This window comes from Streptomyces sp. NPDC054975 (assembly GCF_053609105.1).
In genome coordinates, this window is the sequence record NZ_JBSGWV010000018.1 from 1 (window position 1) to 12,460 (window position 12,460).

At 71.6% G+C, this 12,460-nt stretch carries 12 protein-coding genes; 6 read left to right on the forward strand and 6 right to left on the reverse strand.

All coding sequences use genetic code 11. The annotated features are described in order from the left end of the window. Positions 1-86 precede the first annotated feature (86 nt). A complete protein-coding gene (locus ACWF79_RS18020) occupies positions 87-290 on the reverse strand; it encodes an antitoxin (protein WP_453729069.1) in 204 nt (67 codons plus the stop codon). 120 nt (positions 291-410) lie between these two features. On the opposite strand from ACWF79_RS18020, the gene ACWF79_RS18025 reads away from it, so the two are divergent. Next, a complete protein-coding gene (locus tag ACWF79_RS18025) occupies positions 411-1,097 on the forward strand; it encodes an HNH endonuclease family protein (protein WP_453729070.1) in 687 nt (228 codons plus the stop codon). A 42-nt stretch (positions 1,098-1,139) separates the two neighbouring features. Further along, complete coding sequence (locus ACWF79_RS18030) at positions 1,140-1,886, forward strand: N-acetyltransferase (protein WP_453729071.1); 747 nt, start codon at positions 1,140-1,142, stop codon at positions 1,884-1,886. Positions 1,887-1,994: 108 nt separating this feature from the next. On the opposite strand, the gene ACWF79_RS18035 is transcribed toward ACWF79_RS18030, so the two are convergent. Then, positions 1,995-2,762: a hypothetical protein gene (locus ACWF79_RS18035; protein WP_453729072.1), complete on the reverse strand. Its 768-nt coding sequence runs from the start codon at positions 2,760-2,762 to the stop codon at positions 1,995-1,997. A gap of 98 nt (positions 2,763-2,860) precedes the next feature. Further along, positions 2,861-3,637 carry a DUF4190 domain-containing protein gene (locus ACWF79_RS18040; protein WP_453729073.1) on the reverse strand — a complete coding sequence of 259 codons (777 nt, stop codon included), beginning with the start codon at positions 3,635-3,637 and terminating at the stop codon, positions 2,861-2,863. A gap of 210 nt (positions 3,638-3,847) precedes the next feature. Here ACWF79_RS18040 and ACWF79_RS18045 point away from each other — a divergent pair, with 210 nt between their 5' ends. From ACWF79_RS18045 to ACWF79_RS18060, 4 genes are all read left to right on the forward strand, one after another. Next, entirely contained in the window at positions 3,848-5,929 is a 2,082-nt protein-coding gene (locus tag ACWF79_RS18045; RefSeq protein ID WP_453729074.1) for an N-6 DNA methylase, read from the forward strand. A gap of 164 nt (positions 5,930-6,093) precedes the next feature. Further along, positions 6,094-6,624, forward strand: coding sequence for a hypothetical protein (locus ACWF79_RS18050; protein WP_453729075.1), 531 nt, complete (start codon positions 6,094-6,096; stop codon positions 6,622-6,624). Then, positions 6,621-8,141 (forward strand): protein kinase domain-containing protein, encoded by a 1,521-nt coding sequence (locus ACWF79_RS18055; RefSeq protein ID WP_453729076.1) that lies wholly within the window; start codon positions 6,621-6,623, stop codon positions 8,139-8,141. The genes ACWF79_RS18050 and ACWF79_RS18055 overlap by 4 nt, the downstream gene beginning before the upstream one ends. A 172-nt stretch (positions 8,142-8,313) precedes the next feature. Continuing rightward, positions 8,314-8,694: an LppU/SCO3897 family protein gene (locus ACWF79_RS18060; protein ID WP_453729077.1), complete on the forward strand. Its 381-nt coding sequence runs from the start codon at positions 8,314-8,316 to the stop codon at positions 8,692-8,694. Between the two features lie 69 nt (positions 8,695-8,763). Here ACWF79_RS18060 and leuE read toward each other — a convergent pair whose 3' ends face one another. The 3 genes from leuE to ACWF79_RS18075 form a co-directional block, all read right to left on the reverse strand. Beyond that, complete coding sequence (gene leuE / locus ACWF79_RS18065) at positions 8,764-9,417, reverse strand: leucine efflux protein LeuE (RefSeq protein WP_453729078.1); 654 nt, start codon at positions 9,415-9,417, stop codon at positions 8,764-8,766. Positions 9,418-9,450: 33 nt separating this feature from the next. Next, positions 9,451-10,944, reverse strand: coding sequence for a B12-binding domain-containing radical SAM protein (locus ACWF79_RS18070; RefSeq protein WP_453729079.1), 1,494 nt, complete (start codon positions 10,942-10,944; stop codon positions 9,451-9,453). Positions 10,945-11,287: 343 nt separating this feature from the next. Next, positions 11,288-12,181 carry an NAD(P)-dependent oxidoreductase gene (locus ACWF79_RS18075; protein ID WP_453729080.1) on the reverse strand — a complete coding sequence of 298 codons (894 nt, stop codon included), beginning with the start codon at positions 12,179-12,181 and terminating at the stop codon, positions 11,288-11,290. Positions 12,182-12,460 lie beyond the last annotated feature (279 nt).

The following is a 12,460-nucleotide window of genomic DNA, read 5'->3' on the forward strand; positions in this document are numbered from 1 at the left end:
TCCCGCCCCGCCCGCCCCCCCGGCACCCCGGGGGGCGGGGGGTGGCCCTCGCCCCCCCCCCCACGGCCGGACGTGTGAGGCGGAGGTCAGCTCGGGGGCGGGCTCGGGGGCTGGTCCTGCCCGCGCTGCCGGTCGATGTACTCCTGAGCCCTCTGCTGGGCCTGGTCGACCTTGGCGGCGTGCTTGCCGCCGGTCCGCTGGTCGATCGTGTCGCCGGCACGCTCGACGCCCTGCTGGGCCTTGTCCGGGTGCTGGCCCATCATGCCTTTGAGCTTGTCCATGATCCCCATGGGTGCAACTCCTTCGTCAGGGGACAAACGGCTCATTCGACGCTACGCGCCCCCTCCTCTTCCCGCGCGTCGAACGGCTCAATGGTCTGGACCACACAAGGGCCTGGCTAGGATCCCCGCGTGCCCAGCTACCGCGGGATCCCCGCCCTCGCCGCCGCCCTCGCGGCCACCGTCCTCATAACCTCCGGCTGTACGGAAACCCCTGACGGCTCGTCGGCCGAGGACTCCTCCGGCGCCCCCGGCGCGCGCGGCTCCGCGCTCGTCGCCGTGGACACGCTCACGGTGAAGGGGCGCGCGCCGAAGACCGGCTACGACCGGGAGAAGTTCGGCCGCGCCTGGACCGACGTCGACGGCAACGGCTGCGGTACCCGCGACGACATCCTCAAGCGCGACCTCGCCGAGGTCCGCTTCAAGGACGGCCGCTGCACGGTCGCCTCCGGGGTCCTCGCCCACGACCCGTACACCGGTCGCCGTGTCGACTTCGTCCGGGGCCGCAGCAAGGTCGACATCGACCATGTCGTCGCGCTCTCCGACGCCTGGCAGAAGGGTGCGCACCAATGGGACGCGGAGAAGCGGCGCCGGTTCGCCAACGACCCGCTCAACCTGCTCGCCGTCGACTCGTCCGCCAACCGCCGCAAGTCCGACGGCGACGCGGCGACCTGGCTGCCGCCGAACAAGGCGTACCGCTGTCCGTACGTGGCGGCGCAGGTCGCGGTGAAGAAGAAGTACGGGGTGTGGGTCACCCGGGGGGAGCAGGACGCGATGAAGAAGGTCCTCGGCCGCTGCCCGGACCAGAAGCTGCCGTAAATCGTTTCTCCGGCTCTGCGAACGGCCGTTAGCCTCCGGCTCATGGAGCTGAAGATCACGACCCTCGCCGAGCGCCCCGAGCTCGAAGCCGCGATGTGGGCGATGAAGGACCTGTGGCCGGAGTTCACGGTCAACGATCCGGTGGGCTGGTCCCACTACGGCCGGATCGTCGCCGAACTGCCGGAGTACGTCCTCGTGGCCACCGACGCCGAGGGCACGGTCGTCGCCCGCGCGCTCAGCGTTCCCTTCCGGCTCCGTGCCGAGGGGCGCGGCGAACTGCCGGCCACCGGCTGGGACCAGGTGCTGATGTGGGCGTTCTCCGACCGCAGGCACGGGCGTGTTCCCGACACCGTGAGCGCGATCGAGGTCACCGTGGATACCAGCGCGCTCGGCAAGGGGCTCTCGGCGAGGATGCTCGGCGCGATGCGGGACAACGCCCGCGGCCTCGGCTTCTCGGAGCTCGTCGCGCCGGTGCGCCCCAACGGCAAGCACCTGGAGGCCGCGTCCTCGATCCACGAGTACGCCTTCCGTACCCGTGAGTCGGACGGCCTGCCCCACGATCCGTGGCTGCGCGTCCACGTCCGGGCGGGCGGCACGGTGGAGGCGGTCTGCCCGGCCTCCATGACCGTCGCCGCCTCGCTGGAACAGTGGCGCGCCTGGACGGGGCTGCCCTTCGACACCGACGGGCCGGTCGAGGTCGACGGCGCGTTGGTCCCCGTCCACTGCGAGGCCGCGCGCGGGTACGCGGTCTACGTGGAGCCGAACATATGGGTCCGCCACCGCCTGTGAACCCGGCGCGGGCTGTGAACAGGCCCCGCCTGTGAACCGTACGAAGGGTGTGAGGGCCGCCCCCCTCCCGGCGGCCCTCACACCCTGGCGCGTACCGCGTGCTCGCGGTCAGCGGCCCTTCTTCTTCTCGTCGATGACGTCCTTGGCCGCGGGCACCTTCGCCGTGACCGGCTTGCCGTAGCCGCTGAACGTCATCGTCCCCGGCTCCTCGCCGCCCGCTTCCACGATCTTCAGGATGAGGGGCTCACCCTCCGTCGCCACGTAGACCGTCGTCGTCTCGCCGCCGGACTTCTGGACGAGCATCAGCGCCTTCTTGCCGCCGACGGTCGTCTCCTTGCTCTTGACCGAGAAGTTGATCCCCGTCTCGAAGTCGGCGAGGAGCGCCTTCACGTCGCAGAGTTCGAGGTTGTCCTTGGCCTCCGGGTCGGTCACCGGGGTCTTCACCCAGCGGCCCTTGAGTTCCTTGAGGATCGCCCTCTGGACCTCGGCCGACTCGCCTTCCCCCTGCGCCCGAAGGAAGGCCTCGTCGAAGCGGAGGTAGACGTCCTTCTCGTCGGCCTTGACCAGCTCGGCCGTGCCCGTCGTGCCGACCGTCAGAGTGCCGGCGCACTTTCCGGTGGAGTCCATCGCCAGGTAGGCCTTCATCGGGCCGTCGGTCGTCTTCGCGGCGAGGTCCAGGGTGAGGGAGTCGGCCTTCTTCGTCGCGGTGATCGCCTTGTTGGCGATCTGGGGGCCCGTCAGGTCCCCGAAGGGCCCGGAGGCCTTCGCGTCGTCGGAGAAGGGCCCGCAGGCGGTCGCGCCGAGCGCGGCGGCGGCGCAGAGCGCTGCGAGGGCGGCGCGACGGCGGGTGCGGGGGTGGCGGGCGGCGGCAGACATGGTGGGTTCTCCGGGGGTGGGAGGAGGGCTGTTCGGGGGTTGCGGGAGGGGTGGCCGGGGGGCCGGTGGGGGAGCCGGACCCTGGATCAGGCGGAGGGTCAGCCGATCTTCAGCTCCCACTGGGAGGCGTTGTAGTCCAGGCCGGGGTTGACCTCGACCGTGAGGGACTTCGCGTCCTTCGGGGCGTCGAAGGCGTAGACGATCGTCGACTTCTTGCCGGGCAGGATGGTGCCGCTGAAGCCGGTGCCGACCTCGTCGTCGTAGATCTGCTCGGCGGTCACGCCGTCCTTGCCGGCGCGGGCGGTCAGGGTCGCCAGCGTGGCGTCGAACTTCTCCTTGCCGCTGTTCTCGATGACCACGGTGACCTGGTACGCCTTGTTGCCCGCGGTGTGGCCGGACGCGTACTCGCCGGGCTTGTACGCCTTGGCCTCGGAGACCGTGACCTTCAGGTCCTCGTAGGCGGCGCTGTCCCCGGCCGTGAGGCCCTTGGTCACGCCGCCGCCCTTGCCGCCCGTGGCCCCGCCCGACGGGTCCTTCGGCGCGGCGTTCTCGATCTCCTTGCCGAGCTCGTTGACCGCGTCGTTGACGACCGTGAACGTGATCACCGCGCCGACCACCGACAGGATCAGGGACACGATGCCGAGGACCGCGCCGGTCGTCGTCACGCCCTTGTTGCTCGCCTGGCCGCGCTTCACTCTGCCCCGGCCCACCAGGCCCAGGACGAGCGCGATGACGCCGAGGATGCCGGCCAGCCAGAAGAGGAACGGGACGAGGCCGGAGACCGTGCCGATGATGCCGAGGATCAGGGCCGCGGTGCCGAGCCCGTTGCGCACGGCCACCTGCGGCGCCTGCGGGGTCTGCGTGTCGTACGACATGGGTGTCCTCCAGGACATGACGTGTCGGTGGTGAGCGATGCCCCACCGGAACCCCGTGGAGCGATGACTCAATAAGACCAGAGCCTGTGAACCGAGTCAACACGGTTCACAGGATTTGCCTCCGATCACGCTGTGAAGCGAGGGCTCTTGCGTCCATCGGTAAGATCGGGGCTCACAGCACAGGGTCGGGCAACGCAGAGGAGGCGCCAGGTGCCGGAGCACGCAGCAGAGGTGACCGCCGCCGGGATCGCCCGGCTCGCCGGGGTCGGACGGGCCGCCGTCAGCAACTGGCGGCGCCGCCACGCCGACTTCCCCCGGCCCGTCGGCGGCACGGAGACCAGCCCCTCCTTCGCGCTCGCCGACGTCGAGAACTGGCTGCGCGCCCAGGGCAAGCTCGCCGAGGTCCCGCTGCGCGAGCGCGTCTGGCAGCAGGTCGCCGGCCACCCGGCGGGCGCCGTCACCGCGCTCGCCCACGCGGGCTGCGCCCTGCTGCTCGTACGGGACCGGTCCAGCGCCTGGCCGAAGCTCGCCGCCGTCTCCGACGAGCGGCTCGCCGAGACCCTGCCGGTCGCCCTGGAGGAGGTCCTCACCGAACGCCTCGGCGCCGAGCGTGCGGTCCTCACCCCCACCCCGTCCGAACTGGCGCCCTCCGTCCCCCTGTTGCGGGGAGCCGCCGACCTCGCCGCCGAGACCGGGGCCCGTCAGGCGTTCGAGTTCCTGCTCGGCCGCCACCTCGACGCCAACCCGCGCCAGTACACGCTGACCCCGCCCGGCCCCGCCGCCCTGATGGCCGCCCTCGCCGCCCCCGCCGCAGGACCCCGCCCCACCGTCCTCGACCCGGCCTCCGGCACCGGCAGCCTGCTGCGCGCCGTCGAGCACGCCGGTGCCCTGCACGGCCAGGACGCCGACCCCGACCTGGCCGCGCTCACCGCGCTGCGCCTCGCCCTCGCGTGCGACGCCGACATCCGCGTACGGACCGGCGACAGCCTGCGCGCCGACGCGTTCCCGCACCTCGCGGCGGACACCGTGCTCTGCCACCCGCCGTTCAACGAGCGCAACTGGGGCCACGACGAGCTGGCCTACGACCCGCGCTGGGAGTACGGTTTCCCGGCCCGTACGGAGTCCGAACTGGCCTGGGTCCAGCACGCCCTGGCCCGGCTGCGCCCCGGCGGCACCGCCGTCCTCCTCATGCCGCCCGCCGCCGCCTCCCGCCGCTCGGGCCGCCGCATCCGCGCCGACCTCCTGCGCCGGGGCGCCCTGCGGGCCGTCGTCGCCCTGCCCGCCGGCGCGGCCCCGCCGTACGGCATCCCGCTCCACCTCTGGGTGCTCCGCAAACCGGCCGCCGGCGTCACGCCCTCCCCGGAGCTGCTGCTCGTCGACACGACAGCCACCACCGCCGACCACACCGGCGCGGCGGGCCGTGACAAGCTCGACTGGCAGGCCGTCCACACCGCCGTCCTGGGCGCCTGGCTGCCGTTCGACAAGCACGGCACGGTCGCCGAGACCCCCGGCGCGAGCCGCTCGGTGCCCGTCATCGAACTCCTCGACGACGACGTCGACCTGGCCCCCGCCCGCCATCTGCCGCCCCCCGCCGCGGGCGGCGGCGCGGCCGAACTGCTCGCGGTCCGCGACCGGCTGGCCGAGACCCTCGGGCACACCGTCGCGCTCACCCCGCCGCCCGCCCAGCCCGCCGCCACCGCGCCCGACCCGGCGGCGGCCGCCCGGCTCGGCGGCGTCACCGTCGGCGAACTGGCCCGCACCGGCGCGCTCGAACTACGCGCGGGAGGCACCGGCACCAGCTCCTTCACCGGTGCCCCGCTCCGGGTCCTGACGGAGAACGACGTCTTCGCCGCCCAGCCGCCTTCCGGCGTCCTCCCCGACGGCGCCCCCGAGGAGCCCGTCCTGCTCGCCCCCGGTGACGTCGTCGTGCCCGTCCTCGGCGGCGGTTCCCTCGCCCGGGTCGTCGACACCGCCACCGCCGGCGCCGCCCTCGGCCGCAACCTCCAACTCCTGCGCCCCGACCCGGCTGCCCTCGACCCCTGGTTCCTGGCGGGCTTCCTGCGCGGCACCGCCAACACCCGCCAGGCCAGCAGCTACGCCTCCACCGCCACCCGCCTCGACGTCCGCCGCCTCCAGCTCCCCCGCCTCCCGCTCACCGAACAGCAGCGGTACGGCGAACGCTTCCGCGCCCTCGCCGAGTTCGAGGACGCCCTGCGCCTCGCCGCCCGCCTCGGCGAACAGCTGGTCCAGGGCCTCTACGACGGCCTCGCGGACGGCACGGTGGCGCCCTGAGGAATCCGGTCCGGCAACGGTTCGGTACAACCCTGGGGACGGTGTCGGTGTCGGTGTATACGCTCGACTCCGCAACCGATCGCGTGCCACCCCAGTGCCCAGGAGCAGGAATGTACGGCCACGGCTATGCGCCTCCGCCACCACCGCGTGCCCTTCCGACGTCGGTGATCGTGCTCCGCGTGCTCTTCGCGCTGCTGCCGGTGTTCAGCATCGGGTTCCTGACCTGGGGGACGATGATCCGGCTCGCCGTCGTGACCCGGCGCGCGCTCGACTGGGTGCTGTGCGGGGTGTCCGCCGCCGTCATGATCACCGGACTGGCCCTGATGCCGACGGACATCGAGACGACGCAGGCGGACATCGCGATGGGGCTGGTCCTGCTCAACGCGGTCGCGTTCACCGTCTACTTCCTGATCGTGGACATCCGCCACGACAAGGTCCGCCTCGGCGCCGTCGCGCCCGCCGCCGCGTACCACCCGTACGGGGCGACGGTGCCGCGCCACCAGGCCGGTTACGTGCCCCCGGTGCAGGCGCAGCCCGTTCCCCAGCAGCCCCCCGTGCCCCCGCAGCCTCAGCCGCAGCCCGTGGTCCCGCCGCAGCCGACGGACCGGCCCGCACCCGCGAACCCCCGGCTCGACCAGGTCCGCGCCGAGCTGGACGAGCTCAGCAACCTCCTCCGTAAGGACGAGGGGAAGTGAACGGACGCGTCATCGGCGGCCGGTACGAACTCTCCACGGTCATCGGCCAGGGCGGCATGGGCCAGGTCTGGACGGCGTACGACGGACGGCTCGACCGCCGCGTCGCCGTCAAGCTGCTGCGCCCCGCCACCATGACCGGCCCCGCGACCGCCGCCGAGGAGCTGCGGCGGCGCTTCGTGCGCGAGTGCCGGGTCACGGCGCAGGTCGACCACCCCGGCCTGGTCACCGTCCACGACGCCGGCAGCGACGGCGACGACCTGTACCTCGTGATGCAGTACGTCGACGGCGCGGACCTCGCCGACCATCTCGCCGAACACGACCCGTACCCCTGGGAGTGGGCGGTCTCCGTCGCCGCCCAGCTGTGCGCGGTGCTCGCCGCCGTGCACGCGGTGCCGATCGTCCACCGCGACCTGAAGCCGCGGAACGTGATGGTCCGCCCGGACGGCACCGTCACCGTGCTCGACCTCGGCGTCGCCTCCGTCCTCGACACCGACACCACCCGCCTCACGCACACCGGCTCGCCCATCGGCAGCCCCGCCTACATGGCGCCCGAGCAGGCCATGGGCGGCGCGGTCGGCCCGTTCACCGACCTGTACGCGCTCGGTGTCCTGCTCCACGAACTCCTCAGCGGGAACGTCCCGTTCGCCGGGTCCACCGCCCTCGGCGTCCTGCACCGGCATCTGTACGAGCCGCCGCTGCCGGTCCGCCAGCTGCGCCCCGAGGTGCCGGAGGCCCTGGAGGCGCTCGTGCTGCGCCTGCTCTCCAAGGACCCGCAGCACCGCCCCTCCGGGGCCCACGAGGTGTACGAGGCCCTGCTGCCGCTGCTCCCCGCGCGCGGGGCCCCGGCCGGGCCGCTCGACCCGACCCGCCCCTTCCTGCGCCCGCACGCGCCCTGGCCCGACCGCGCCTCGGCCCCGCCCCCGCCCGTGGCCCCTCCCGTCACGCCGCCCGTCGCCCGCCCGGACGTGGCCGCCACCGTGGACGAGGTCAAGCGGCTTCTCGGCGAGGGCTCCCTGACCCGGGCCGTGGACCTGCTCGGCTCGATCCTGCCGGCGGCCGCCGCCGAGCACGGCGAGCACTCGCCCGTCGTCCGCATCCTGCGCAAGCAGTACGCGACGACGCTCATGGACGACGGCCAGTACCGCCGTGCCCTGCCCGAGCTGCGCCGCCTCGCCGAGGACCGCGCCGCGGAGGCGGGCCCGGCCGACGCGCAGACCCTCCAGTTCCGCTACGAGGCCGCGCAGTGCCTGGAGCAGCTGGGGGAGACGGCCGCCGCGCTGACGGAGTACCGCGCCCTGCTGCCGTTCCTGGAGCACGGCACGGACCAGGCCCGGTTCTTCGACGTCCGCCGCCGGATGGGACAGCTGCTCCTGTCGATGGGCGACCACACGGCGGCCCACCAGCAGCTCCAGGCGCTGCTGTACGACACGGAGCGCGCGTACGGCCCGTACCACGCGCTCCCGACCGACCTGCGCCGCGCGCTGGCCCGCCAGCAGCAGATGGGCCGCTTCAGCTGACGGTCCGCGTCGCCTGACGGGGCGCTTCACCTGGCGGAGCACTTCGCCTGACGGGCCGCCAGGATCACGACTCGACAACTGATGGGCAAGTGGATCTTCCGGGTCCGTTTTGCCCGTTCGGTGCGCTGTAGCGTTCGCGTCTGATCATGCACACGTCCCCAAGGAATCCTTCATGACGACGCCTCCCGCCACTCCCGAGCAGCCTGTCGCGCCCGTAGAGCCCGCGAAGAAGAAGCGCAGCATAGGCAAGACGATCCTGAGCATCGTCGTCGCCATCGCGGCGATCCTGTTCTGGAAGCTCGGCCTCCCCTACCTCACCGGCGACGCGCCCGTGGCCGCCAAGGTCGGCGAGTGCGTCACCGTGACCGGCCCGGACAACGCCCCCGAGGTCGAGAACAAGCCGTGCGGCGAGAAGGCGCCCGACCTCTACAAGGTCGTCAAGGTCATCGACGACACCTTCGACGTCGAGAAGTGCGGCGACGTGAGCGAGGTCGCGCTCGCGCAGCAGCTGGAGTCGTACAAGTTCGTCCTCTGCCTGAACCCCGTCAAGTAGCGGACGCGGCACACGCACGACGCACACGCAGGGGCCGGACCCGGGACGGGTCCGGCCCCTCCATGCGCGTCAGCCGTTGGTGGTCGCGAGCTTGGCGGCGAACCCCAGGAACAGCGCCCCCGCGCCGCTCGTCAGCCCGGCGGAGAGCCGCCTGCGGCGGCGGAACTGCGCGGAGAGGTAGGTGCCGGCCAGGATGAGGACGGTCACGTAGCTCACGCTGATCACCTGGTAGATCCCGGCGAGCAGGGTGAAGGACAGCGCCGGACGGGGGTAGGCCGGGTCCACGAACTGGACGAAGAAGGAGAGGAAGAACAGGATCGCCTTCGGATTGAGCAGGGTGATCACGAGCGAGCGTCGGAAGGGCCGCTCGTCCCCGCTGCCACCTGCCTCTGCCTCTTGGGCCTCCCCCGATGGGTCGCGGCGGCGCCACATCCCCCAGGCCGCGCGGATCATCCCGAGCGCGATCCAGGCGAGGTAGCCGGCTCCGGCGTACTTGATGACCGAGAAGACCATCGCGTTCGTACGCAGCAGCGAGGCGAGCCCCGCCGCGGTGGCGACCATGAGCAGCGCCTCTCCCAGGAAGACACCGGTCGCGGCGCGGTATCCGGTCCGTACGCCCCGGCGGGCGGCGACGGACAGCGTGTACAGCGAACTGGGGCCCGGGAGAAGAATGATGAGAAGGGTCCCCAGGGCGTAGGTGGAGAGGTTGGTGACTCCCAGCATCGTCATCTCCTTCCGTCCGGTCCGCCGCGGCGGCTATCCGACGTTGTTGCCGGTACGCACGTTGTGCGCGGTGACGAGTTCGTCCACGTCCGCGATACTGCGCAGCGCGTACTCCTCGGTGATGTGCGTGAAGTTCTCGGCCCAGGCGGCGGCGAGCTCCTCGATGTCGAGGAGGTCCTCGTCGCCGAAGCGGTCGTACAGTTCGGCGCGCCGCTCGGGGGTGATGGTGATGTCCAGGCCGGCGAGGTACGCGTCGATGTCGGCGCTGTTCTTGAAGAAGTTCGGCCGCTCGTAGTCGACGAGGAGGTCCCAGGCGGGGCTGTTCGGCAGCGGTATGAACCGGGAGAACTCCACCGAGGACAGCTCCACCTCGCCCAGCATCTGCCGGATGCCGTCGATGGTCCGGTCCAGGGTCCGGGCCCGCTCGCCGGGCGCTCCGGCGATGTACGAGGCGTGCACGGAGATCCCGGCCTTGTTGAGCATCCGGATCGCCTCCAGGTTGGTGGCGTCGGTGGTCTTGTTCTTCCGCTGGGCCTCCAGCATCTCCGGATCGGCGGCGTCCAGGCCGATGTTGACGCGGGTGACCCCGAGACGGCGGCACTTGTCGACGTTGTTGCGCTTGGTGAGGCCGAGCGCCCGGGCGTAGACCATGACCTCGAGTTCGCCGTTGTCGATGCGCCGGCGCAGATGCGGGGGAGTCGCGTCGATCAGGGCGTCGACGTACCGGGGGCTGGCTGTGAAACTGTCGTACACCTCGAAGAAGAGGTTGATGCCGAATTCCCGGTTGTAGACGTCGATGGCCTTCCAGAAGCCGCGCGGATCACCGGTGTTGACCCTGAGGTCGGCGATGCTGCAGTACGTGCAGCGCTTGTATCCGTTCTCGCAGCCACGGGCGTTGTTGACGGTGATGGGGATGACCTTGTGGCTGTGGAGATGCCCGAACTGCTCGCGGTAGTTCTCGGCGTAGACGTCGAGTTCGTCGCGTATGAACCCGAGGTCGGGGATCGTGTTGCGGTCGGTGAGGGCGTACTGGGGCGCGGGGTTGCGCACGGCGACGCCGTCACGGCGGTGCACGAGGGAGGAGACGTCGGTCACCGGGCCTCCACGGATCAGGGCGCCGATGAGTTCGACGAACGGCGTCTCGCCGACGTCGTTGGCGACGATGTAGTCGATCTCGGGCCGGTTGTCGAGGATCAGCTCGGGGAAGAACCCGGCGTGGTCGTCGCCCAGGACGACCCGCGCGCCGGCCGCCTTGGCCGTGGCCGCGATCTTGAGGGCCTCGCCGTAGGTCGGCGTCAGCGCGCTGATCCCGACCACGTCCGGCGCGAACTCCCGTACGGCCTGCTGCACCTGCGCGGTGTTGCTGATGCCCCCGTCGACCACCCGAAGCTCCACCCGCCCTCCGTATGAGTCGCGCACGGCGGTGGCGAGCTGGACGACGCCGATGTGGGGGTAGCAGGCGTAGTTGGAAGCGTTTCCGTTGGCCGTGGGGTTGGGGGCGTTGGCGAGCAGCACCTTGAGCGACATCGATGTCCTTTCGTGGGGAAGGTCGACGCGCTGTGATCGTGCCCCGCCGAGACGATCTCTGTCAGCACCCCACCCGCCCCTTCAGGCCGCACCCTCCGGGACTCGAACGCGGGTGCAGGTGACCCCGCGTGACAAGCGTCTCCGCATGTCATTTCCGCGTCACCAAAACAAAGCGGACGTTATGAATCCGGGAAATGGGCCCTCTCGCGCCCCCGATGAGCCGCCCATGCTCCCGCCGCTCCCTCACGCTCCGTAACAACCACGACGAGCTCCTGCGGGCGTCCCCCGGCCCATGGTTGGCCGAAAAGCACCGCTTGGCTGTTTCGCGGCGGAGTGCGCGGCCCTAGGTCGTCTCCTGCCCCGGCTTCCTCAGTACCTCCGTCAGGGCGGAGATGCTCTGCTCGCCGTGCCCGGCGTCGACAGCCCGCCGCAGCAGCTCGTGGAAGGGCTTCTGCCACGCCACGTCGAGACCGGCTTCCATGCCGAACTCCTCGTCGCCGGCGACCCCGGCGAGGAACGTGTTCACGGACGAGGCGGGTGCGCTGTAGTCGCGGCGGTCGATCTCGTCGGCGAAGACGGGCAGCACCGAGCTGATCATCTCGAACCACTTGGCGCTGAACCGCACCATGGACGCGGCGTCGAGCCCCCGCGCCCGAAGCGCCGCCGCGCCCTGGAAGAACCCGACGAGCGCGGGGAGCAGCGTGCCTCCGACGGCCATCTCGTAGAGCGCGGCGAGGTCGGGATCGGTTCCGAGGAACACGGTGTCCCCGCCGAGCACGCGCAGCGTGGCCTCGAACTCGTCGAAGACGCCCCGGGCGCCGCCGTAGTACAGGAGAGTGGTCTCGGCGCCGACAGCGGACGGCACGTCCTTGACGGCCCCGTCGAGATGGCGCGCACCGTGCTCGACGGCCCACGCGTTCATCCGCCGGGCACCGGCGGGCGACCCGCTGTTGAGCGTGACGAGCGCCCGCCCGTCGAGGGCATGGGCGGCCGGCTCAAGGGCGGCGATGGTGTCCTCGTACGTCGTCAGGCATACGACGACCAGCGGACTCGCGGCAACGGCGTTCTCGACACGCGCCGCGTGAACGGCTCCCTTGGTCACGAGAGGCACGGCCTTGGCGGGAGTCCGGTTCCAGACGGTGGTCGGATACCCGGCGTCGAGGAACGCCTCGGCGAGCGCCTGCCCCATGGACCCCAGTCCGACGACGGTCACGGGGGGTTGAGAGTACGCGGGCATGCGGAAGCTCCTGTCGGGTGGTGGGTGGCTGTACGACCCATGCTGGGCGTCCGCCCGCACGCCGACAAGAACTGACTTTTTTTGTCAGCGCCCCCCCGCAGCCGCCGGATCGTGGCGGGACGCGATGCGGTGGGGCACGAGATCAAAGACCAAAGAACCGGGGGAAAGAACCCTCCCTCCCCCTCCAGCCTCCCCGGGACGGCCCGTCACCCACACGAGCGAACTGTGCCAACTGGGCTGGATTTGGGTCCGGTTGCCTGGCATATGCTCACGGCCACC